Raw genomic sequence first — 21,883 nt, 5'->3', positions numbered from 1 at the left:
TTCACAATGATGGGGAACCTGCGATACTACACAGCGCCCGCTGAAAAGCCTCCCGGGCCCGCCCTAGAGGCGGGCCCGGGTCATTCTGGCTCTTTCACGAGGCCTTGTCGGGCCGCTCCGAGATGCGGATGGCGTTGACGATTGTCATGCCCTGCCGCGTGGCGAAGCGGACGTTGAGCTGGCCGTCGGTGACCTTCACCGTGTATTGCCTGCTGACGGCCGTGTACGTGCCCGCCTCCAGCGCCAGGTCCAGCGCCGGGATCGCGAGCTGGCCCTCGACGAGGACGTCGAAGACCCGGCGTCCGATCTGCGTCGACTTGACGTCGGCGAAGTCCAGCTCCACGGTGTACGTCCCGGCCGGCACGTTGTCGAAGCGATATTCCAGCATCCCTTCGCGAGCCGACTTGAACAGCGCCTGGTCGTCGGTGCCCTTGATGGCCTTGGACGAGGTGCTCGTACGGGTCGAGGTGGCGATATACCCGTAGCCGCCCGTGCTGTACTTCTTGTCGGCCGTCCACGCGTCACCGGCCGTGTCGGTCACGGCCTTGGTGCCGCCGGCCTCCAGAGCCACCTGGAGCTTGGGCACCACGACCGTCACCGTGACCTCGATGATCGGCTGCCGCCCGCTGGCCGACTTCACGATCAGCTTGCCCGAGCGGTAGGTGCCCGGCTGAACGCCGGTGCTGGACACGCTGACCTTCAGCGTGACCGCCTGCCCCTTGGCCAGGTTGCCCGCCGTCGGTGTGACGCCGATCCAGCTCTGCGCCGGGTCGGTGGTGACGGTGTACGCCGTGGGCGAGCCGAGGTTGGTCAGCTCCATCGTGCGGGTCCTGGCGGCGTTCGTGGGCATCACCACGGTCAGCTCGCTGACCGAGGGGCTGACCCGGCCGGTGACCAGCGCGGTGTCGATCCTGGTGACCGTCGTCGGCGCGATCGTCACGGTCTTGGTGAAGGTGCCGTAGTTCTCCTTCGACACCACCACCTCATAGTCGCCGGCCAGGACCTGCCCGTAGAAGGCGCCGTCCTCGCCGGTGGTGTAGGTGGCCACGTCGCCCACCTTCACGGTCGCGCCCGCGAGCGGCTTGCCGTCGTTGGCGTCGGTGACGGTGCCGGTCACCAGGCCGTGCCTGCTCGCGATGAACGTCAGGCCCTGCCCGTTGGACAGCGCGGGCTCCTCGTTGGCGTACTGGAGCGCGTCGGTGCCCGTCGCGTTCTCGATGCCGACCGTGGCGCTGGTGCCCTTGTCACGCTCGCTCTCGATGTCCTTGTAGCGGTAGCTCATCGTGCCGTCCTCGCCCAGCAGGGCCGCGAACGAGATGCGCTGATCGGCGGCCGAGTAGAACTTCGCGTTGCGCCACTCGACCACGAACTGGCGGTGCGGCGCCGTCCCCGTGACGCCGGTGTAGACGCCGCTGTCGGCGTCCACCACCAGGTCGTCCCAGTACGGGTAGACGGCGTTGTTGGGCGTACCAGCGCTGGGCAGCTTGCTGTTGCTGCCGGTGACGACCTTGTCGGTGGCGAAGGTGGCGAACCCGTTGGTGCTGATCCACGCCTTGCTCTGCCCCACCCCGTAGAACGGGACCGGGAACGGCAGCGTCACCTGCTGTGCCTCGTCGTCGCCCGAGAGCGCGAGCTTGTCGGTGCCCGCGACGTACGGGGCGGCGGCGCTGCGGCAGGTGTAGCCGAAGTCGTCGCCGCGCAACGGCAGCTCGACGTCCTTGGTCACGTCCCCGGCCACCGTGACGGACGCCGTGGCGCCGCTGGCGCAGCGGGAGGCCGGAGTGATCGTGAGGTCGTAGGTGCCGTTCGGCAGCGACATCCGGTAGCGGCCGGCGGCGTCGGTGACCGCGCTGACGGGCGTGCCGGCCGCCTCGACCTTGGCGCCCGGCTCCGGCGTGCCCGCCGTGGTGACCGTGCCGGTCACCACGCCCGTGGCCTTCAGGGTCATCACCACGTCGGCGGTGGTGCTCTGGTCGGCCGCGATCGTCGCCGTCGCGGTGCCCTTGTCGTAGCCGAACTTCTCCGTGGTGATCTGGTAGTCGCCCGGCAGCAGGCGCGGGACGGCGTACGTCCCGTCCGTACCGGTGACCACCGTACGGCTCAGCGGCCCGGACAGGGTGACCGTGGCACCGGACACCGGGCTGCCCGCGGCGGTGACCGTACCCTTGAGGTCGCCGAGACCCCCGCGCGGCGCGGCGGAGACCGCGGCGAAGGCGTCCAGGCGGCCCTCGCCCCAGACGTTGTTGTCGGCGGCGGTGCCGCCGCAGCTGGTGTCGTTGACGTCGATCGCGGTGCTGTCGAGTAGCGGCCGGGTGGCGGCCACGTCACCCTGGAGACCCGGCGAGGCCGACCAGATCAGCGCCACCGTCGCGGCCAGGTGCGGCGAGGCCATCGAGGTGCCCGTGTAGCTGTCGTAGCCGTTGCCGGGCACCGAGGAGCGGACGTCCACGGCGGGGGCGGCCAGGTTCGGCTTGATCTCGCCGTTCTCGCCCTCGCCCTTGCTGGAGCGGGCGTACAGGACGTTGTTGACGTCGAAGCCGCCCGCGCTGTAGCTGCTCACGTACTGGCCGGGCGAGCCGCTGGTCCGGCAGGCGGGCCCCTCGTTGCCGTTGGCGAAGGCGGGAAAGATGCCGGCGGCGACCCACGCGTCGACGATCTCCTTGTACCAGGGGTCGAAGCCCACGCCGCCCCAGGAGTTGTTGACGATGTCGGGGGCCAGGTCGGGGCGCGGGTTGGCGCCGTTCAGGTCGGTGGGGGCGAGCATCCACTGGCCGGCGGCGAGCAGCGAGGCGTCCGTGCAGGTGTTGACCTCACAGCCCTTGGCGGCGATCCACTTGGCGCCGGGCGCCACCCCGATGCCACTGGCGCCGACCATGGTGCCCATGACGTGCGTGCCGTGCCCCAGGTTGTCGCAGGGTGCCGCGCTCGGGCAGATGTGCGCCGGGTCGAACCAGTTGTAGTTGTGGTCCACGGAGCCGTCAGGGCTTCTGCCGCGGTAGGCGGCGGCCAGCTCGGGGTGGTCGAACTGGGCACCGGAGTCGATGGTGCCGACCACCATGCCTTCGCCGCGGTCGCCGAGCTCGTTCCAGACGCGCGGGGCGTTGACGCGGTCGATGTTCCACTCGACGGCGTTGACCTTCGCCACGGCCTTGCCGGGCTCCGGCTTCGGCAGCGACACGGTCCGTACGGGGTCGATGCGGTCCACTTCCGGCAGGGTGGCGATCTCGGCCGCCAGCTTGGGGTCGGCGGTCACTCTGACGGCGTTGACGATCCAGTACGGGGTGTAGTCGGCCTTGTGGGAGTCCAGGAGCTTGCGCAGGGCCGCCTGCGAGCTGCCGGCCTTGGCGGTCTTGGCCTCGAAGACCTGCTCGGCCTTGTCGTCCTTGGTCGTGGCCCGGCGGGCACCGCTGAGGTCGGCGGTGCCCTTCAGGCGTACCCAGAAGGTGGCCTTTCCGTCCGCTGCCAGGTCGGCCTGGACGGATTGATTGATCTTTCCCGGGTCGGGCGCGGCTTGGGCCACGCCCTGGGGGAGGATGAGGGTGACAGCGGCGGCGACCGCGATCAAGATCGCACGCCAATGGGGGGTGGACGGCACACGCTCTCCTTCACGCCATGGAGTAGAGCTGATCTTTACGCCTATGGGGAGAAGAGTGAAGAGAACGTGTCAGCTTTGCAAGGGCCCGACCATAACAAGACATGACTTGTCATGAAATGTGATCTGGTAACCGCATAAGCCGCTAGGGGCCTGCATGGAGTTGAGATCAAGGGGATTGGCTGCGCTGCCCGACCTCGCGCGAGCAACCGTCGGCGCAGACAGCGGGTGCGGGAGGGGATCTTGACCACGCCTACGGAGACGGCGTTGGCGACCAGAGTCCGGCCGCGGTTCCGTCCTCTACATGCTTGCGATAGGTGAGAACCTTGCCATGGATGATCTCCAGGCTCGCCGTCAAGTCGGCGATCTTGTCACATCAGGAGCCACTCCACATCCTCCGGGTCATAGACCCGCTGCCCCCCGGCTGTGCGCGGGATCGGGCGGAGGAAGAGCTCCTCCCGCTCGAAGAACCGCAGCGCGTGCACGCCCAGCCCGGTCGCCTTCGCGACGTCGCCGATGGAAAGGGCATCTTCAGTTGCGTACCTGCTCATGCAGTTCCGCCTAGCTTGACCTAGATTGCACTCTAGATTCTAACGTTCGAGGCATGGCAATCACGCAACACAAGATCGGTTCGGGATTCGACGCGCACAGCACAGCGAACGACGTTCTGGCCGGTATCCAACTATCCGGCAAGAACGTCCTGGTCACCGGCGGTTACTCGGGCCTCGGCCTGGAGGCCACAAGCGCGCTGGTCCGCGCCGGGGCACACGTCATTGTGCCCGCCCGCCGTCCTGCGGTGGCGAGGCAGGCGCTGTACGGCGTTCCGCGAACGGAGGTGCAAGAGCTCGATCTGTCGGACGCCGACAGCATCCGGACCTTCAGTCACCGGTTCCTGGAAACCGGCCGCACCCTCGACATCCTCATCAACAACGCGGGCGTCATGGCCTACCCGCACAGGCTCATCGGTTCCGGTTGGGAAGCGCACTTCGCCATCAACCACCTCGGGCACTTCGCTCTGGTCAACCGGCTGCGCCCAGCGCTGCCCCCCACCGGGGCACGAGTGGTGTCCGTGGCCTCGTCCGGGCACTTCCTGTCCGACATCCGCTGGGACGACCTGCACTTCCGCCACGGCTACGACCATTGGTCGGCCTACGGGCAGTCCAAGACGGCCAACGCCTTGTTCGCCGTCCACCTCGACACCCTCGGCGCGGCCAGTGGCGTGCATGCCTTCGCGGTACACCCCGGCAGCATCCTCACTGAACTACAACGGCGCATCCCCCAAGAGGAGCAGATCGCCCAGGGCTGGATCACCCGGGACGGCCGGCACGCCGACGGTTTCAAGACTCCAGCCCAGGGCGCGGCGACGGCCGTATGGGCGGCCACCTCGCCCCTGCTCGACGAGCACGGCGGTGCCTACTGCCAGGACTGCGACGTCGCAGAGCCCGCGATCACCGACGACATGCTCATCGGCGGTGTCAAGCCGTGGGCGGTCGATCCCGGCTCCGCATCCCGGCTCTGGGCCCTCTCCAGCGAACTCACCGGGCTGGATCGCTTCTCCTGACTCGGGGGTGAGGTCACCACGCGCCCTGGCTGGATCGGCTAGACCTGGTTGGGGATCGCCCCGCCGTAGCGCCTGTCGCGCTTGGCGAAGGTCTCACACGCCTCCCAGAGATCGCGGCGGTCGAAGTCCGGCCAGAGCCGGTCGAGGAACACCATCTCGGCGTAGGCCGACTGCCACAGCAGGAAGTTGGAGAACCGCTGCTCCCCCGACGACCGCACGAACAGGTCGACCTCCGGGATCTCCGGCTCGTCCAGATAACGGGCGAACACCTTCTCGTTGACCTTCGACGGCCTGACCCGGCCCGCCGCGATGTCGTCGGCCAGCCGTAGCGCCGCCTCAACGATCTCCGCCTGGCCGCCGTAGTTGACGCAGAACTGCAACGTCAGCTTGCGGTTGTCCTTGGTCAGCTCCTCGGCCGTCTGCAGCTCGGAGATCACGCTCTTCCACAGGCGGCCCGGCTTGCCCGCCCAGCGCACCCGTACGCCCATCGCGTGCAACTCGTCACGGCGGCGGCGGATGACGTCGCGGTTGAAGCCCATGAGGAAGCGGACCTCGTCGGGCGAGCGCTTCCAGTTCTCCGTGGAGAAGGCGTACGCGGACAGGTAGGGAATGCCCAGCTCCAGCGCGCCCTCGATGACGTCGAACAGCGACGCCTCGCCGGCCTTGTGCCCTTCGGTGCGCGGCAACCCGCGAGCCTTGGCCCAGCGGCCGTTGCCGTCCATGATGATCGCCACATGCTTGGGCACCAGGTCACGCGGGATCGGCGGCGCAACCGCGCCGGACGGATGCGGGGTCGGGGGTCGGACGTTCACACATGCTCCCTTTCGACGTGTCGGAGAGAGCGTATTCCGTGCTCGAGGTGCCATTGGAGATATGCGGCGACGAGGCCGCTGCACTCGCCGCGATGCCGTGACTGCGACGCGTCGGCCGTGGCCCAGTCGCCGCGCAGCAGCGCGGTCATCAGCCCGATCGTCTCCCCCGCGGGCACCACCGATCCGGACGGTTTGCACGCCCCGCACACCACGCCACCGGCCACGATGGCGAACGCCCTGATCGCCGGGGCCTGACACCGGGCGCACGCGTCCAGCGCGGGGGCATAGCCGGCGACCGCCAGGGAACGCAGGAAGTAGGCGTCGAGCACCAGCCTGGCCTCGTGCTCGCCGTCGGCCAGCGTACGCAGCCCGCCCACCAGAAGCAGGAACTGCCGCAGCGCCGGCTCCTTCTCGCCCTGCGTGAGCCGGTCGGCGGTCTCCAGCATCGCCGTGCCCGCGGTGTAGCGGGGATAGTCGATCGCCAGCGCCTCGCCGTAGGGCCTGATGGTCTCCGCCTGCGTGACGACGTCGAGGGTGCGGCCGGTGTGCAGCTGCAGGTCGACGTGGGTGAACGGCTCCAGCCTGGCCCCGAAGCGCGAGGTGGTGCGGCGCACGCCCTTGGCCACGGCGCGGACCTTGCCGGTGCGCTTGGCCAGGATGGTGACGATGCGGTCGGCCTCACCGAGCTTCTGCGTGCGCAGAACCACGCCTTCGTCACGATAGAGACTCACTCGCCCATCCTATGGCGCGCCAAGGTCATGCTCGGGTGGACTTCGCTTCGCGAAGCCCGGGTCGAACGGTGGCGCGAAGCCCGGGTGGAACGGCTTCGCAGAGCTCGGATGGAGCGACTTTGCGCAACCCTCACTAGACTTTGACGTCCGTCCCCGCTCTACCCGTTGTTCAACCCCCCGCAACCGCCTCGAAAGGGAGTCATGACCCGCGTGGTCCTGCTGGGCTCTTCGCCCGGCCCCGACACCGCTCCGACCGGCCTGAGGCTGGCCGCGCTGCCTGGCAATCCCACCGTGGCCGAACGGCTGCGCAGCCAGATCCTCTCCCTGGATCCGCAGCCTGCCACGATCGAGCCCGGCGACGTGGCCTCCGCTCTGCGCGCGCTGGCCGACGTAGCCGAGTCCGCAACGGAGAACCTGTTCCTGATCCCGGACAACTCGATCGTCCACGACGAGCTGATCTACCAGATCACCAAGGCCAAGCGCGGCGCGCTGGCCCTCGTCGCCAAGGAGCCGCGCCCGGACGTGGTCGACCAGGCGCAAGAGGACATCGTCCCGATCGACGAGGCGGAGCCCGAGATCGGGCTCAACAAGCTCGAAGGGCTGCCCGTCCGCGCACGCGCCGGCAAGTCCCGCGTCATCTCCGTCGGCACCGCCAACCACGCCGTGACCAGGCCCAACACGGTGCTGCTCGGCCCCCTGCACGTGAGCGCGCGCAACGCTCCCATGCTGGCCGAGACCTGCCGCGAGCTCGCCGACATGGCCGGCTCGTTCGGCGCCGACGATGACCTGATCCAGCTGATCGTCTTCGGCCTGGTCCGCAAGGGCGTGTCCGTCGGCATCCGCGGCCGCCGCGACCTCTTCTACCGCCGGGTCACCACCCAGGAGGAGGTCAACGAGGCCGGCACCGAAATGTCCGGCATCGACGAGGACCGCGCCAGACTCGACAACGCGGTCAAGGGTGCGGACGGCTTCTTCACCACCTATTTCGTCTCCACCTACTCCCGCTTCATCGCCCGCTGGGCCGCCCGCCGCGGCCTGACGCCCAACCAGGTCACGCTCATCTCGATCACGCTCGGCGTGCTCGCCGCGGCCTGCTTCGCCACCGGCGCCCGGCCGTGGATGGTCGCGGGCGGCGTGCTGATCTACTTCGCCTTCGTCTTCGACTGCGTCGACGGCCAGGTCGCCCGCTACGCCCGCAAGTTCGGCGTACTCGGCGCATGGCTCGACGCCACCTTCGACCGCTTCAAGGAATACGTCGTCTTCGCCGGCCTGGCCATCGGCTGGGTCGTGTCGGGCAACGGCGATGACATCTGGATTCTCGCGCTGGCGGCGCTCGGCCTGCAGTCCACCCGCCACCTGCTCGACTTCTCCTTCGGTGTCTCCAACCGCCGCAAACCGCCCGCCCAGCTGCCCACGCTTCCCCTGGACGCCCCCGACGACCGCGCCCTGCGCAAGGCGCTGGAGCGTCGTAAGGTGGAGCGCAGCCAGGGCATCCGCGGCGTCCTCAAGATGTGGACCCGCGCCGGGCGGTTCCGAGCGGTGCACTGGGCGCGTAAGATGATCGTCTTCCCCATCGGCGAGCGGTTCGCGGCCATCGCGATCACCGCCGCCCTCTTCGACGCCCGCATCACCTTCCTCACACTGGTGATCTGGGGCTCCGTCGCCGCCGCCTACACCCTCACCGGACGCCTCATGAGGTCGCTCGCATGATCACCGCACCACTGGCCGCAGCTACCCCCACGCCGGATCCCGACGAGGAACGCCGCCGCATCCAGACCGCCCGCCTCCTCGCCTACCGCGACGACGGCCCTCTCGTGCACGCGCTGGCGGGCCGCATCGGCAAGGGCATCCCGCCGGTCCCGGCCACGCTCGTCGCCCTGCTGGCGGTGGTGGCCGTGACGGTCACCGGCGTATTGAAGCCGGGCCCGATCCTGCTCCTGCCGCCGCTGATCGTCCTCCTGCTGGTCCTCCCGACCGCCCCCCGCGACCACTTGGGCCGCCTCGACTGGCTCACCCCGCCGCTGCTGCGCGGCGCCGAGTTCCTCACGATCATCACGGTGGGGCTGGCGGCCGACGTACCGAAGTGGCTGCTGTTCGTGCTCGTGTACGTGGTGGGTTATCACACCTACGACACCGTCTACCGGACACGGCAGAGCATCTGGCCGCCCGCCTGGGTCTTCCACGCGGGGCTCGGCTGGGAGCTACGCCTGCTGATCATCGGGATCGGCGCGGCGCTGGGCGTACTGACGCCGGTCCTGGCGGTACTGACGGCGTACCTGTTCGTCCTGTTCGCGGTGGAGAGCGTGACCAGCTGGGTCCGCCTCGACAAGGCCTCCGCCCAGGCCGGCGCCGACGCCGAACAGGACCTGGAGGCGTCCCCGGAGGACGCCATGGAACAGGCCACCGGAGAGGCCGAGAAGGGCTGAATTTCTCGCCACACCACCTCTGTGAAGGCTCGTCTGCCATCCAGGGGTGGTGTTTTATTTTCAAGGAACGAAGCGGGCAACCCCAGGAAGGCTAGCCGGGCCCCTTTTCGAGCGTGGTCGGTTGTGCGCTAGCCACGTCCTTCCAAAGGATCTACGCTGTCGAACGCAGATTCGCATCCCTTGGAGGTCACATGCGCTCAGCACGACGGATCGCTGCCATCTGCGGCGCGTTAGCGATGGCGGCCGGCCTCATGGTCACCTTGGCGACCAGCGCCTCGGCCGCCGACTCCACCACCTACCTCGGCGGCGTCATCGGCAAGGGTGACGTGGCCGTGGGCGGAGGCAAGGTGTTCGTCTCCGCGTCGGACCGAATCGTCGTCGCGGACACCAATGGCGCGCTCACGGGCGCCGTCACCGGCCTGTCCAATGCCCAGGACCTCGTCGTCACGCCCGACGGGGCCCGCCTGTACGCGGCGCTGAGCGGCTCAGACGAGGTGGCCGAGATTGACACCGCCACCCTTGCCGTCACCCGGCGCTTCGACGTGGCTGCCCACCGATGCCCGCAGCATCTGTCGTTGTCCGGCGCCCGTCTGTGGGTCGGCTACGGCTGCAACACACCGGGTGCTTGGGAGAACGGCGCCTACAGCCTCGACCTGTCGGCGACCGCGCCGCAGCCCGCAGCCCCCGTGAAGCACGGCGTCGGGGCGGCCCCCCTGGTGGCCGCTGCTGGGGACACTCTGGTGGTCGGCACGACGGGCACAACCAGCTCCGACCTGCTGATGTTTGACGTGGGCGGCGACAATCCCACCCCCCGGGGCACCCTCGACGGCTTCACCTCCGGCCTGGCCTTCCTTGAGGAGCTCGCCATCACGCCGGACGGCTCTACGGTCATCACGGTGGCGCGCGCGGAGAGCCGGCTAGAGGCCTGGGACACCACCAGCCTGACCGCCGTGCGCGCCTACACCGACGCACAGGGAGACGCAGTCGCTGTCGCGCTCAGCCCGGACGGCGCCCGCCTCGCCGGCGGGTGGGCGAGCAGCGCGTCCAAGCCGCGCGTCACCGTCCACGATGCGGCGACGGCCCAGCAGACCAACGCCTACGAGGACACGACGAGGGAGCCGGTATACGCGAGCGTCGCCTTCTCCGGCAGCGACCTCTTCGCCGTGCAGCGAGAGCGGAAAACCGGACGGCTTTACCTGTGGCGCGTGCACGGTGCCGCACTCCCCGCGTCCGCCGTCCGGCTGACGCCCCCGGCCGAGGCGAAAGCGCTCGAACCGCTCACCATTACCGGCCAGCTTACAACGAACGGCCTGTCGGCTCCCGGCGCGCAGCCGCTCGTGGTGACCCGCCAGCCGCCCCGTGGTGCCATCGTGACGCTGCCCACCGCCACGACCAAGGCAGACGGCACGTTCACCATCACCGACACCCCGCCGATCGGCGGATGGACCACCTACCAGGTGCTCTGGGACGGCGACGCGGGCTTCCGGTGGAGCAGCGCCTCCGTACGCGTCTTCGTGTCCCGGCGCGAGTGGACCCTCACCCTGACGGGGCCGGACGTGGGCACCGTGGGGCAGCCGCTGCAGTTCAGCGGCACGCTGAGCAACGTCGACCCGGTCTCTCCAGCGGGCGTCCCCCTGTCGGTGCGGCGCGCCGTCTTCACCCCCGACGGCAGCTACTACACCGAGCTGCCCAAGCTGACCACCGGCGCCGACGGGTCGTTCAGCTTCTCCGACACGCCCGTGGAGAGCGGGCCGCAGACGTACATCGTCACGAAGGCCGAGGACAACGTGTACCTGCCAGCCCAGGCCTCGCACGATGTCAACGTCCAGGCCGCTACCCAATAAGCGAGCAGGGGCCACGATGACGCCCCCGCGTCGCGGCCCCTGGGGACGGCGACATATTCGGGACGATCTTGTGTGGAGCATATGTCACGGGCGCCCTTTGCCTAGGTCATCTAGGGCCTGGATGCAGTACGGCTGGCGTCGGCCCCGCCCCCCGGTGTAGCTGCGCGCCGTCGCGCGGCTGGGGCTGCTGCTAACCGAGGGCCTAATGAGAGATAGCGGGGTTGCTCGTGTTGATCGGGCAGGCGTCGAGCTGTAGCCGCTGGCAGGTGAGCACTGTGAGGCCCTGGATCTTGAGTTCTGTCCAAAGACTGTGCGCAGTCGGTCAAGTACTGCGCACAGCTGCTCATTGGAGGAGAGCCGTTACCCAAGAGTAAGGACTGCGACGAATATCCCTTCGCCGCCACACACGAAGGATCCGCAGGGGTTACTACCAACCGAAACGTTGCGGTCGACTTCATCGCCCACGACCACAACGGGAGTGTCGGCTCCAAGCTGAAGTGGTTCCGGCAGAGCTACCGAGTCTTCGGCTCGGACGCAGCCAACGCAGAGGATAAATTGCATCCCTTCGAGAGCTTCTATGTGAAGACTCCCAAAGATTAGACCGACCATCCCAGAAGCGAGTCGGCAGCGCTTCAGGCGTTGAGAGCGGCGGAGTCGACGGTACGGGCCTTGGCGTCCAACGCGCTCATGGTGGGGACGACGTATGGCTCGGAGCGTGTCCTGCATCGGGTCAGGACCTTCCGTCGTGCGTATGGCGGGCCGCCGTCCAACGCTCTTCGGTCTTTCGACGAACGTCTTCACGCCACTCTGCTCTGAGGGGGATCATGGTCCGCATTGCCGTCTCCGGCCATCGGGGCTTGCCGGAAGAGACTGTCCTACTGATCGATCGGGCGGCACATGAGGCGCTCGCGGAGTACCTGCCCGACATCAGTGGGTTGTCCTGCTTGGCGGATGGAGCCGATCAGATCTTCGCTCGCGGGGTGCTGGACCTTGGTGGAGTACTGGAGGTCGTGATTCCGGCCAAGGAGTACCGAGACGGGTTGCCGAGCGAGTGCCATGCGGCTTACGACGAGTTGCTGGGCCGGGCGATCCGGGCCCACAGGCTGGACTTCGTGGAGTCCACCTCGGAGGCCCACATGACGGCCAGTACGCGCATGCTTGACGACGCCGATGTGTTGTTCGCCGTCTGGGACGGACAGCCCGCCCGAGGCTATGGCGGCACCGCCGACGTGGTGGCCGAGGCCCGGGGGCGGGAGATGTCCGTCCGGGTGATCTGGCCCGAAGGAGCCCGGCGAGGTAGGAGTCTTTAGGCGCTAGATAGCACCAGGTCCTCGGCGTCGCGCCCGTCGGCGGTCGAACCACGGCGTAGCGGTCGAGTGCCGCCAGCCGTGCGGCCACGGCTGAATTCTCGCCACACCACCCCTGTGACGGCTCGCCTGGAGGGCTTCAGGGAGTCGCGACCTCCATGTCCCCGGAGTCGCTGGACAGCGCGATCGAACGCTGGGCCGAGGTGTCACTGGCGGTCCTGATGACCTTGTTCCCGGAGTCGGTTCTGGCGTCGATCCGGTACGGCCTCTGCGGCACGTGGATCACGGTCTTGCCCGAATCGGTGACGGTCGTGACCTTGTCGGGCGGCCCGGTGAAGGTCAGGGTCATGTCCCCCGAATCGGTCTTCGCGACGACGTACTTGGCCGTCAGGCCGCTGGCCTCGACGGTCCCGGAGTCGCTCGTGGCCTCCAGCGCGCCCGACAGCCCCTTCAGCGTCAGGTCCCCCGAGTCGGAGCGGACCTTGACGCGCAGACCCTTGGGCACCTCGACCTGGTAGCTCACGTCGCAGGTCACGCCCCAGGCGCCCAGCCCCCAACTGGTCGGGCAGTCGAACGCCAACTCCAGCGTGTCACCCCGTACCTCGCGGCGGGTCGTCGGCTTGTTCTTGCGCCAGTTGAGGCGCTCGATCACATGGATGCCCTGCCGATCCGACTCGACCACGTCCACGGTGCCGGCGTCGGCTTCGATGTGCAGCGCTGCCACCTTGTCGGTGAGGTCGTACGACTTTGTGTCCGCCTCGGACGTAATACCGGCGCCGCATCCGGTCAACACCGCCGCGAGCCCGAGCAGGCCCGCGATCACCGCCGTTCTCTCGATCTTCATGGTGCTCAATTCTGCGCGATCCGCCCCGTACCAGGCCTCAAGGGGATCCCTGAAATCCCCCTGATGACATCACTGAGTGAAACCGGCGATCACCAAGGGCAGCGCGTGGCGAACGGTCTGGTTGTGGTCCACGTCGCCCGCGTCGGTGAGGGCCTGCGTCGCGCCGCGGGAGCGCAGGTCGTTCTGGCAGTACAGGGCGTTGTCGTACGCGACGTCGGAGTCACCCTTGGCGTGGTGGAGGCGTGCCGGGACGTCCGGCTTCCAGGCGCAGGTGGAGTCGAGCGCGGTCATCAGCTGCTTGAGCTTGCCGGTCGGCTTGCGCACCTTGTCCAGGAACTCCGCCATGAACAACTTCTCGGACGTCGGCGGCAGCGCCTTGGCGATCCCCACGGCCTGGTGGTTCCCGTCGAAGAACCCCCTCGGCCTGCTTGCCGTACGGACCACGATAATAGAGCGATCGCTCCGGAATGGTGTATCTTGTGGATGTCGTCCTGACCGGAGCAATTACCGAAAGTAATGAGGCGATCTTGGTGCGTGGGCGGAAGCGGTCACGGGAGCAACCTCGCCAGCGGAGCCGAGGGCCTTCCGCGCCCGCGCTCGCAGTGGAGCCGATCTCCGGACTCGTGCGGCATCCCCCCTGTGGCGACGTCAAGTCAGGAGTTTTCGATGTTTCGCAGATCTCTGTCGGTCGTTCTTGCGACGGCCTCCGTCATGACCCTGCAAGCACTCGCGTCAGCACCGGCGAACGCGGGCGCGTACGGCTGCACCGGATCGCTGGTGCGCAGCTGGCCCCTGCCGCTGAAAGACGCCATTACCCGAAAGACCTATTACCGGAGTGACGTCAAGCTCTACTACAACGCGAGAACCGGCTGGAACTGCGCCGTCCTCGCCAAGCGTCCCGGCCTCCCACGGTACGGCGTGCGCACTCCGATGAATATATATATGGAAAACGCCCTTATGGGCGACGACAATGTGAAGAACGTGAAGAACAAGAGAGACTACGATGGTGGGAACTTCAAAGTCTACGCGGGTCCGGTGAAGGTCTACGGCAGGAACCTCTGCGTGACCATCAAGGCCGAACACGATGACGCCGAGAACCACGGCAGCGAGCCCACCAAGTACCAAGGTCGTCTCTGGCTCCTCAGGGTGGGTTGTCGCTGATCCGCTCGAACCGCTGAACCACCGTGCCGGCGAGCTTCCTGCGGGCTGAGCGAGTACGCCGCCCGCAGGATTCCTATGCTTGGGCCCGTGCACGATCACTCTGGCCATCAGCATCCTCTCGACCGATGGGGGAACGCGCTGCGCTACGTCGCGGCGCTGGCGCCGATGCTCTTTTACGGCGCGCTCTGGGTCTGGCTCGTCCCGCAGGAGCCGGATCGGCTGCCGCGCGCCCTGCTCGACGTGGGCCTGAGCGTGGTGGCGCTGGTCCTCATGAGGTGGCGGCACCGGTGGTCGTGGCAGATCGCCGCGGTGACCGCGCTGCTGACCGTCCTGTCCAGCATGGCGACCGGTCCCGCTTATGTGGCGTACGTGTCCCTGTGCGTGCACCGCCGCTGGCGGCAGATCATCCCGATCGCGGCCCTGTTCTGGGCCTGCGCGGGCGGGTACGCGTTCGCGGACGGCCCCACGCAGCAGGCCATGATCAGCCTGGTCACCAGCACCGCGATCCTCGGCGGGCTGACCGTCTTCGGTCTCTACCTCCGCTCCCTGCGCGAGGCCGACCTGGCCGCCAAGCGGGCCGAGCTGCAGCGCATCGAGCAGGCCAAGCTGACCGAACGCGCGAACATCGCCCACGAGATGCACGACGCGCTGGCCCATCGCATGTCGCTGCTGGCGATGCTCGCCGGCGGGCTGGCCTACCGAACAGACCTCGGCCCGGAGGAGATGCGGCAGACCGCGCAGGCCGTCCAGGAGAGCGCCCACCAGTCACTCAACGAGCTTCGCACCGTGCTCGGCACCCTCCACTCCGAGGGCGATACCGCGGGCCCGCAGCCGACACTGGCCGACCTGCGAGAGCTGTTCCATGAGGTACAGGCCGCCGGGCAGAAGGTCGACGTGGCCGACACCATCGAGCAGCGCGACCTGCTGCCCACACAGACCGGGCGCAACGCCTACCGGGTCGTTCAAGAGGCGCTCACCAACGCGCGCAAGCACGCGCCAGGCAGCAGCGTGACGGTCGAGCTGAACGGGCAGCCGGGCGACGCGCTGTGCATCCGCGTGACCAACCCGACGCCTTACGGGGCTTTCGCCGGTCCCGGTGGCAGGCTGGGCCTGGTCGGCCTGGGGGAACGGGTCCGTATGGCGGGCGGCACGATAGCGCACGCCAACCAGAACAGGCACTTCGTCCTCGATGTCCGGCTGCCGTGGAAAGCTTGACCCCCTGAAAAGTTGCCGCTCAGGGCCTCTGCGTCCAATGGCGATCGAGTTCGCCATAACACGCGGCCGGCGCGCGGTAGTGCGCAGCCCAGATCTGGTTGCCGAAATCGAAGTGCCACCATTCATCGGCGTCGCACCGAAAGCCGGCGCCCGTCATCGCGTCCCGGAGTATACGCCGGTTATTCCTGGCAGTCGGGTTCCGGGCGTCGTCTTCGAAGTAGAGCGCGGCTGACTCCGGCCCGAAATGGTCATATGGCGTGCCCATGTCGAGCTCACGCCCATCTGCGTCCACCAGGGTCAGATCCACGGCTCCCCCGGTGGCGTGCGGCGGGATGCGCCGCGAGCTCCCGGGGTCCGTGACGAAGACCTCCGCTTTCTTCCGCAGCTCGTCTTCGTCCACGTCTGGATGGCCCGCTCGCAAGGTGGCGACATAATCGTCGAATATGTTTCGCTGCACGAGCCTGGGGCGGTAACCGTCCCATATCTTGAAGGTCAGCGGCGCCAACGCCCGTTGAATGCCCACCAGCATTCCGGCAACGGCCTGTCGCACGAACATCGCGCTCGTCGGCGACAGCCCGCGGTGGAAGTAGGAGGAATGGCACTCGAACGGGTAGCACGTCAGGTCCGCCAACGGATCCCCGTTCTCTCGTATGACGACGTGCTCGAACTCGGCTGCCGTCATGAACGCGCCGCCAGTCGGCAGATGCGTTCGCACAGCTCCGGGAAGGCGATCCCGGCCGCCTGTGCCGATTGCGGGAAGAGGCTGGTGGCGGTCATCCCGGGAAGGGTGTTCGCCTCAAGGCACCAGATCCCGCCGTTCTCGTCCATCCGGAAATCCACCCTGCTGTACGCCCCCAGTCTGAGGCTCTGGTGTGCGCGCACGGCCAGTGCCCGCAACTCCTCGTCCATAGCGGCCGGAATGTCCGCGGGGAAGATTTCCTCAGCTCCGCCGACCTGGTATTTGGCCTCGTAGTCAAATATTTCCCGGCCTTCCGTCCTGATCTCGCCTACGGCCAGCGGCGTGCCGTCCAGGACGCCGACCACGAATTCGCGACCCGGCACGAAACGCTCGACCAGCACGTCCGCGTCGCGCATGCGAGCCGCCTGTACGGCATCGCTCAGATCCTCCCGGCCTTTGACGAGAGTCAAGCCGATCGACGACCCCTGGGCGTTGGGTTTGACGATGACCGGGCCGTCGAAGGGAATATCGTCGAGATCGGTATCAGGCCGTAGGAGAACCCATTCCGGCGTGGGGATCCCTGAGGTGCACAACAGCCGCTTGGCGATGTCCTTGTCCATCGCCATGGCACTCGCGAGGTGCCCGCTGCCGGTGTACGGCAGGCCGGCCGAGTCGAGGATGGCCTGGACGACGCCGTCCTCGCCGGCCCCTCCGTGCAGCGCGAGGAAGACGACGTCCACGCCCAGCAACTCCTCCACCAGTCTGGGAGCGACCGCCGCGGTGGGCGGCCTGACCGGGTCTGGAGGGGCCGGGGCGACCTTCGCCCGCATCACGCGTTCCGCGTCGGCCGGACTGAGCCTGCCCTTCGCGATGTCGAAAGCGTCCACGCGATGCCCGAGCGCGCGCAGGGCGGACATGACCTGCGCGGCACTCGCGACCGAAACGTCTCGCTCCGCGCTCACCCCGCCGAGGAGCAACGCCACGCGCATGGATTTCCTGGGCGGAATCTTCAAGACGCCCCACTCTCGAACTCTCGTATGATCGCGTCAATGTCGTCATAGAAATGCATGGCGTCCTCCAGGACGAGAACTTCCGCCTGAACGGGCACCGCGTCCGCACGCGCTTTCGCCATGTACGCATGGATCGGCCGAACGAGATCATCGGGCACCAGCCCCGGATCGCCGATCAGCGCCGTCATCCCGGCGTTGCGTAAATAGAGGGCGGCGATGATCGCCTGCTTGCCAAAGACCGGATGGGGATCGACGAGGGCGACATGAGCGGCCATGACCAGACGACCTTCGCAGCGGATCACCGTCTCGGGCGTGACGCTATCGACAATGTGAAAGACATGGCACTCAGCCGGTGATCCATGGCTCACCAAGACAAGCGGAATAGGGGGCATCGTTCACACAATCCGTCAAAGCCTCAGAGCGCCTAGTAGGACAGCCGAGGCGAGGCGCCAGGACGGGATGACACCCTCGCCCTTCTTGATCGTCTGCCCATCGATTCGACGTCCTGGGCCGCGTACCGCGTCTGGGTGCCGTTACCGGCCCGCACCCAACGCATCAGGTTGACGACGTCCACATTTCCTCCACTCAGGTGAGTTTCTGTCGGCTGATCTCCTCGATCAGCGGTTCGCGCATGTTCCGGTGGAGCACGCGCGACACGGCGCGGCCCGTGCGCCCGTCCGGGTCCCTCCGCGGGAACGGCGATCGTTCACGCATAGGGAAAGTTACGGCTGCGTTTAACGATTCAGCAACCCATGAACATCGTTATCGCAGCTCAGCTGGTCTTAATTGGCGAAACTACGCTGTAGGCAAATGCAACATCACTTGGCCGTGTGCAGCAGATCAAGCACGCCTGACGGCATGCTTGTACGTCCTGCGGCGGAGCACCCCATCGAGGACGTCTGGTACCGGGCGTGGTCGGCGGGCACCCGATCGATGGGGCTCCCTATCCAGATCATGAACCCCAGGCATGGTACCAATATAACAGAGCATGTGCTCCGGAATGGAAGAGTGCGCTCTGGAAGCCGATCTGCGGCGTCCGGGCCGACCAGGGAGCCATCTCGGTCGGATTCTCGACCTGTGTCAGCATCGGCGTGGCCAGGAGCCATTGGAGTGTGATTCGAGCGATTAGGGTGAGCAGTGAGGGCACACTAGTCGGGTAGCGGTTCTCTGCCGGGAGACGCGGATGGCGTTCTGGTCGCGGCTGTTCAAGTGGGGGGCCGGCGATCCGCTGGCCGAGCGGGAGGAAGCGCGTCGGCAGGGGATGCGGGATGCCCGGCAGCATCCGCTTGGGGAATTCACGGACCCGGAGTTCCAGCCTTCGTACGTGACCGAGGTGCGTGCTCTGGCGCGGGAGCGGATCACCGAGGTCGATCGGCGACTGGCGGCCACCAGGACCGCGCTGCTTGAGCGGGCTGTGGGGGCTCGGGAGACGATACTGCGCGAGCTCGGGCGGGCCGATCTGCGGCCGGTCGGCGGCAATGGGTCCGGATCCGGCGTCAAGGGTGCCGGATCGGCGGGTGATTCCACTGCTGCTTCTGCCGATGCTTCGGCCCGGGCCTCCGCTGGTGGGGAGGATGCGTTCATTTCCATCGCGGAGGCCAGGCGGCGGCGGGGTGAGGCGCGGCGCAGGGTGGTGTTACAGGAGGCCAGTGACACGGTTCATCGGGCCAGGGCGCAGATCGAGCGGCTCACGCAGGAGTGGGAGAGCGCGCTGATCGAGCGCAACCACGCCGTGGAGACCGTGCATGCCAGGGCCGAGCAGCTCATCGCCGCTTATCGGGGTGGGGTGATGCGGGCTCATCCGCGCAAAGAGGAGATTCCGTCGCTGTGGAAGGGCGAGGTCATAGCCATGGACTCCTCGGGGGACAGTGCTGCGGCGGTCTCCGGGCGGGAGGAGATCGGGCGGATCATGGAGGAGGTCGAGGCGCGGATCGAGGTGTGGCACGCCGAGGTCATACCGCGGGCGCTGCCCGGCGAGGTACGGCGCTCCCTGCCCAGAGAGGCAACCGCCGATGCCGACCCGGACTCGGAGGGTTCCGATGGGGACCTCGGTTCAGACGCCATCTCCGATGAGGACCTCGGTTTGGACGTCACCTCCGATTCGGACGCCGCCATGGGGTCCGACGCCGATCCCGATCCCGGCCCCGATGCAGGCCACCGCCCCGCCTCCGACTCGACCTCCGATCTGGGCCCCGTTGAAGAAACGGCGCCTGATCGGGGGGTCAGGTCGAAGGGTGACGAGCCGAGAACCGGAGGAGGGCGATGACGGACGGAGGTGGCGGCGACGTCGGGGGTCGGGGGGAGTCCCAGACACAAATGGCCAGGCGGCGGGCAAGCGTTGGGGGGCGGTCGGTGGCTTGGGCGGGCACCGCGCCACAAGCGAGGGCTTCGGTGGCCTGGGCAGGCGTCACGCGGCGGGCGATGGCTTCGGCGGCCGTGGTGGTGCTGGTGGTGGGCGGGGTCGCTGGATGTGGGACTGAGGCGAAGGCCGTGTGTGGGGTGGTCGTGGACTCCACGAGTTATGCCGATCCGGCGACCTCTCGCAGTGATGTCACCTCCAAGTTGCCCGCCTTCGCCCAGGGCTGTGACTGGATCGCGTACGCCGCCGTGACCGGAAGCTCCGAGAGCAGTACATGCCGCCAGGACCCGGTGTCCATCGCAGCGACCAAAGCCGAGAACCCCAACGCGAACCCGGTCGTCGAGGACCGCATCCGGGCCCATCGGATCACCGAGGTGCTCCCCCGGGCGGTGAAGTTGTTCGACTGCCCGACCGAAGGCGAGGGGTCGGATGTGCTGGGGGCGCTCCGGTACCTGGTCAAGCAGATGAGCGCGCAGCGGCAGCCGGACAAGGCGCATCAGATCATCGTGTTCAGCGACCTCATCAACAACCGGGGTGAGCTGAACATCAACAAGCTCGACCTGAGCGAGGCCGCCAGAAGGCAGAAGGCCAAGCAGTTGCGGGAGTCGCAGTTGATGCCTGATCTGGCGGGTTACGGGGTGGTCGTGCATGGGTTTCTGCGGGAGAAGACGGCGAGTCCTGACCGCTTCCCGCTGCTGGAGGACTTCTGGAAGGAGACGTTCGAGGCGGCGGGAGCGAGTCCGGTCGATCTGCTGTAGCGGAGCGAGTTCGAGAGCGCTCTCTATCGGCGGCGAGTGGTCTTACTCTGAGCGGTCAAGGCCGTGTTGACACGGCGTTACGCCTGTGTTTACGTCTCGTTGAGAGAGCGCTCTCTAGCACGAACAACCCCTGCTCAAGCCTCCGCATCCCCCAGGAGCAAGGAATGGCAGCACAATCACCGAGCCGCAGGCGCTTGGCGGCGGTGGCCGTGGCGCTGGCGGTGCTCGCCGCCCTCTTCGTGCACGTGGCCGTGAGTGCGTCCGCGGCCGTGCCCCCAACCCCTTCCGGCTGGTCACTCGTCTGGTCGGACGACTTCAACGGCAACGCGGGCGCGCCGCCCTCGTCGGCCAACTGGATCGTGGACACCGGGCACGCCTACCCGGGCGGACCAGGCAACTGGGGCACCGGCGAGATCCAGAACTACACCGGCTCCTCCTCGAACCTCGGCCTCGACGGCGCCGGGAACCTGCGCATCACACCCCAGCGCAGTAGCTCCGGCGAATGGACGTCGGCACGCATCGAGACGACGCGATCCGACTTCAAGCCGGCCGACGGGCGGGTGCTGCGCATCGAGGGCCGCATCCAGATGCCGAACGTGACCGGTCAGGCCGCCCTCGGCTACTGGCCGGCGTTCTGGGCGCTCGGCTCGCCGTACCGGGGTAACTACTGGAACTGGCCGGGCATCGGCGAGTTCGACATCATGGAGAACGTCAACGGCATCAACTCCGTCTGGGGCGTCCTGCACTGCGGCGTGAGCCCCGGCGGGCCGTGCAACGAGACCACTGGCCTGGGCGCCAACCGCGCCTGCCCCGGCTCGACGTGCCAGGAGGCCTTCCACACCTACCGCTTCGAGTGGGACCGCAGCGTCAGTCCCAACCAGTTGCGCTGGTACGTGGACGGCCAGCAGTTCCACAGCGTGAGCCAGTCGCAGATGGACGCCACGAGCTGGGCCAACATGACCGGGCACGCCGGGTACTTCCTGCTGCTCAACGTGGCCATGGGCGGGGCGTTCCCGAACGCGCTGGCCGGCAGCGGGACGCCGGTCGCGGCCACCGTACCGGGGCGGCCGATGGTCGTCGACTACGTGGCGGTATGGCAGAGCGGCAGCTCCGGACCGACCAACCCGCCAGGCGGGGTGGACGCCCGCTCGACCATCCAGGCCGAGAACTACCAGGCCCAGTCGGGCACCATCGTCGAGACCACCACGGACACGGGCGGCGGCCAGAACGTCGGCGCCATCGCCAACGGCGACTGGCTCCGCTTCGACGGGGTGAACTTCGGCTCCACGGCCGCCGGGCAGTTCAAGGCCAGGGTGGCGTCGGGGGCGGGGGCCGGTGTGAGCGGGCTCGTGCAGGTACGGCTCGACAGCCCCACCGCCACGCCGATCGGCGACTTCGCGCTGGCCAACACGGGCGGCTGGCAGAACTGGCGGACGGTGCCGGCGAACATCTCGGGAGTGACCGGTACGCACACGGTCTACCTGACGTTCAGCAGCGGGCAGCCGGCCGACTTCGTCAACGTCAACTGGTTCACGTTCTCCACCACCTGATCGCCCCGGTCCGTCAGTCCCCTGAGGGACCGTC

19 protein-coding genes are annotated in these 21,883 nt (G+C 67.8%); 10 read left to right on the top strand and 9 right to left on the bottom strand.

What is annotated here, in order from left to right; all coding sequences use genetic code 11:
• Nucleotides 1-94: 94 nt before the first annotated feature.
• Nucleotides 95-3,595 (bottom strand): S8 family serine peptidase, encoded by a 3,501-nt coding sequence (locus AB0L53_RS05415; RefSeq protein ID WP_363990668.1) that lies wholly within the window; start codon nucleotides 3,593-3,595, stop codon nucleotides 95-97.
• A 368-nt stretch (nucleotides 3,596-3,963) separates the two neighbouring features.
• Nucleotides 3,964-4,143, bottom strand: coding sequence for a MerR family transcriptional regulator (locus tag AB0L53_RS05410; protein ID WP_363990665.1), 180 nt, complete (start codon nucleotides 4,141-4,143; stop codon nucleotides 3,964-3,966).
• A gap of 53 nt (nucleotides 4,144-4,196) precedes the next feature.
• On the opposite strand from AB0L53_RS05410, the gene AB0L53_RS05405 reads away from it, so the two are divergent.
• Nucleotides 4,197-5,153: an SDR family NAD(P)-dependent oxidoreductase gene (locus AB0L53_RS05405; protein ID WP_363990662.1), complete on the top strand. Its 957-nt coding sequence runs from the start codon at nucleotides 4,197-4,199 to the stop codon at nucleotides 5,151-5,153.
• Between the two features lie 38 nt (nucleotides 5,154-5,191).
• Here AB0L53_RS05405 and AB0L53_RS05400 read toward each other — a convergent pair whose 3' ends face one another.
• The gene (locus AB0L53_RS05400) at nucleotides 5,192-5,965 is read right to left on the bottom strand and encodes an isoprenyl transferase (protein WP_363990660.1); all 774 of its coding nucleotides are present in this window, start codon (nucleotides 5,963-5,965) and stop codon (nucleotides 5,192-5,194) included.
• On the bottom strand, nucleotides 5,962-6,696 hold the full coding sequence (recO, locus tag AB0L53_RS05395; protein ID WP_363990657.1) for a DNA repair protein RecO: 735 nt from the start codon (nucleotides 6,694-6,696) through the stop codon (nucleotides 5,962-5,964). Before recO ends, AB0L53_RS05400 begins: the two co-directional genes overlap by 4 nt.
• Before the next feature lie 201 nt (nucleotides 6,697-6,897).
• Between recO and AB0L53_RS05390 the strand changes: the two genes are divergently transcribed.
• The 4 genes from AB0L53_RS05390 to AB0L53_RS05375 all read left to right on the top strand — a co-directional run bounded on the left by AB0L53_RS05390 (nucleotide 6,898) and on the right by AB0L53_RS05375 (nucleotide 12,276).
• Nucleotides 6,898-8,406 (top strand): CDP-alcohol phosphatidyltransferase family protein, encoded by a 1,509-nt coding sequence (locus tag AB0L53_RS05390; protein WP_358535750.1) that lies wholly within the window; start codon nucleotides 6,898-6,900, stop codon nucleotides 8,404-8,406.
• A complete protein-coding gene (locus AB0L53_RS05385) occupies nucleotides 8,403-9,122 on the top strand; it encodes a DUF5941 domain-containing protein (RefSeq protein ID WP_363990654.1) in 720 nt (239 codons plus the stop codon). The genes AB0L53_RS05390 and AB0L53_RS05385 overlap by 4 nt, the downstream gene beginning before the upstream one ends.
• A 191-nt stretch (nucleotides 9,123-9,313) precedes the next feature.
• A complete protein-coding gene (locus AB0L53_RS05380) occupies nucleotides 9,314-10,966 on the top strand; it encodes a hypothetical protein (RefSeq protein WP_363990651.1) in 1,653 nt (550 codons plus the stop codon).
• 824 nt (nucleotides 10,967-11,790) lie between these two features.
• The gene (locus AB0L53_RS05375) at nucleotides 11,791-12,276 is read left to right on the top strand and encodes a hypothetical protein (protein ID WP_363990648.1); all 486 of its coding nucleotides are present in this window, start codon (nucleotides 11,791-11,793) and stop codon (nucleotides 12,274-12,276) included.
• 136 nt (nucleotides 12,277-12,412) lie between these two features.
• Here the strand turns inward: AB0L53_RS05375 and AB0L53_RS05370 are convergent, their stop codons facing one another.
• Both AB0L53_RS05370 and AB0L53_RS05365 read right to left on the bottom strand, forming a co-directional pair.
• A complete protein-coding gene (locus tag AB0L53_RS05370; protein WP_363990645.1) occupies nucleotides 12,413-13,117 on the bottom strand; it encodes a DUF4097 family beta strand repeat-containing protein in 705 nt (234 codons plus the stop codon).
• A gap of 69 nt (nucleotides 13,118-13,186) precedes the next feature.
• A complete protein-coding gene (locus AB0L53_RS05365; RefSeq protein WP_363990642.1) occupies nucleotides 13,187-13,561 on the bottom strand; it encodes a hypothetical protein in 375 nt (124 codons plus the stop codon).
• 222 nt (nucleotides 13,562-13,783) lie between these two features.
• Here AB0L53_RS05365 and AB0L53_RS05360 point away from each other — a divergent pair, with 222 nt between their 5' ends.
• Both AB0L53_RS05360 and AB0L53_RS05355 read left to right on the top strand, forming a co-directional pair.
• Nucleotides 13,784-14,278 carry a hypothetical protein gene (locus AB0L53_RS05360; RefSeq protein ID WP_363990639.1) on the top strand — a complete coding sequence of 165 codons (495 nt, stop codon included), beginning with the start codon at nucleotides 13,784-13,786 and terminating at the stop codon, nucleotides 14,276-14,278.
• Between the two features lie 87 nt (nucleotides 14,279-14,365).
• Complete coding sequence (locus AB0L53_RS05355; protein ID WP_363990636.1) at nucleotides 14,366-15,493, top strand: histidine kinase; 1,128 nt, start codon at nucleotides 14,366-14,368, stop codon at nucleotides 15,491-15,493.
• A gap of 19 nt (nucleotides 15,494-15,512) precedes the next feature.
• On the opposite strand, the gene AB0L53_RS05350 is transcribed toward AB0L53_RS05355, so the two are convergent.
• The 3 genes from AB0L53_RS05350 to AB0L53_RS05340 are packed head-to-tail and all read right to left on the bottom strand — an operon-like array spanning nucleotide 15,513 to nucleotide 17,550.
• Nucleotides 15,513-16,175, bottom strand: a complete 663-nt coding sequence (locus tag AB0L53_RS05350) for a M15 family metallopeptidase (protein WP_363990632.1) — start codon at nucleotides 16,173-16,175, stop codon at nucleotides 15,513-15,515.
• Nucleotides 16,172-17,161 (bottom strand): D-alanine--D-alanine ligase, encoded by a 990-nt coding sequence (locus tag AB0L53_RS05345; RefSeq protein ID WP_363990629.1) that lies wholly within the window; start codon nucleotides 17,159-17,161, stop codon nucleotides 16,172-16,174. The genes AB0L53_RS05350 and AB0L53_RS05345 overlap by 4 nt, the downstream gene beginning before the upstream one ends.
• A gap of 20 nt (nucleotides 17,162-17,181) precedes the next feature.
• Nucleotides 17,182-17,550 carry a hypothetical protein gene (locus tag AB0L53_RS05340; protein WP_363990626.1) on the bottom strand — a complete coding sequence of 123 codons (369 nt, stop codon included), beginning with the start codon at nucleotides 17,548-17,550 and terminating at the stop codon, nucleotides 17,182-17,184.
• An 815-nt stretch (nucleotides 17,551-18,365) separates the two neighbouring features.
• Between AB0L53_RS05340 and AB0L53_RS05335 the strand changes: the two genes are divergently transcribed.
• The 3 genes from AB0L53_RS05335 to AB0L53_RS05325 all read left to right on the top strand — a co-directional run bounded on the left by AB0L53_RS05335 (nucleotide 18,366) and on the right by AB0L53_RS05325 (nucleotide 21,849).
• Nucleotides 18,366-19,448 carry a hypothetical protein gene (locus AB0L53_RS05335; RefSeq protein WP_363990623.1) on the top strand — a complete coding sequence of 361 codons (1,083 nt, stop codon included), beginning with the start codon at nucleotides 18,366-18,368 and terminating at the stop codon, nucleotides 19,446-19,448.
• A 125-nt stretch (nucleotides 19,449-19,573) separates the two neighbouring features.
• Nucleotides 19,574-20,299 carry a hypothetical protein gene (locus AB0L53_RS05330; RefSeq protein ID WP_363990621.1) on the top strand — a complete coding sequence of 242 codons (726 nt, stop codon included), beginning with the start codon at nucleotides 19,574-19,576 and terminating at the stop codon, nucleotides 20,297-20,299.
• Between the two features lie 164 nt (nucleotides 20,300-20,463).
• Nucleotides 20,464-21,849, top strand: a complete 1,386-nt coding sequence (locus AB0L53_RS05325; RefSeq protein WP_363990619.1) for a glycoside hydrolase family 16 protein — start codon at nucleotides 20,464-20,466, stop codon at nucleotides 21,847-21,849.
• The last annotated feature ends 34 nt before the right edge of the window (nucleotides 21,850-21,883 follow it).

The sequence above is a fragment of the Nonomuraea sp. NPDC052129 genome (assembly GCF_040680095.1).
Classification (GTDB): domain Bacteria; phylum Actinomycetota; class Actinomycetes; order Streptosporangiales; family Streptosporangiaceae; genus Nonomuraea.
Note: the sequence above shows the minus strand (reverse complement) of the source record. Positions and strands in the feature narration are given on the sequence as shown.

Coding starts and splice junctions, on each gene's coding strand:
- AB0L53_RS05410 (WP_363990665.1), bottom strand. CDS start 4,143: ATGAGCAGGTACGCAACTGAAGATGCCCTTTCCATCGGCGACGTCGCG.
- AB0L53_RS05405 (WP_363990662.1), top strand. CDS start 4,197: ATGGCAATCACGCAACACAAGATCGGTTCGGGATTCGACGCGCACAGC.
- AB0L53_RS05390 (WP_358535750.1), top strand. CDS start 6,898: ATGACCCGCGTGGTCCTGCTGGGCTCTTCGCCCGGCCCCGACACCGCT.
- AB0L53_RS05385 (WP_363990654.1), top strand. CDS start 8,403: ATGATCACCGCACCACTGGCCGCAGCTACCCCCACGCCGGATCCCGAC.
- AB0L53_RS05380 (WP_363990651.1), top strand. CDS start 9,314: ATGCGCTCAGCACGACGGATCGCTGCCATCTGCGGCGCGTTAGCGATG.
- AB0L53_RS05375 (WP_363990648.1), top strand. CDS start 11,791: ATGGTCCGCATTGCCGTCTCCGGCCATCGGGGCTTGCCGGAAGAGACT.
- AB0L53_RS05370 (WP_363990645.1), bottom strand. CDS start 13,117: ATGAAGATCGAGAGAACGGCGGTGATCGCGGGCCTGCTCGGGCTCGCG.
- AB0L53_RS05360 (WP_363990639.1), top strand. CDS start 13,784: ATGTTTCGCAGATCTCTGTCGGTCGTTCTTGCGACGGCCTCCGTCATG.
- AB0L53_RS05350 (WP_363990632.1), bottom strand. CDS start 16,175: ATGACGGCAGCCGAGTTCGAGCACGTCGTCATACGAGAGAACGGGGAT.
- AB0L53_RS05345 (WP_363990629.1), bottom strand. CDS start 17,161: ATGCGCGTGGCGTTGCTCCTCGGCGGGGTGAGCGCGGAGCGAGACGTT.
- AB0L53_RS05335 (WP_363990623.1), top strand. CDS start 18,366: ATGGCGTTCTGGTCGCGGCTGTTCAAGTGGGGGGCCGGCGATCCGCTG.
- AB0L53_RS05325 (WP_363990619.1), top strand. CDS start 20,464: ATGGCAGCACAATCACCGAGCCGCAGGCGCTTGGCGGCGGTGGCCGTG.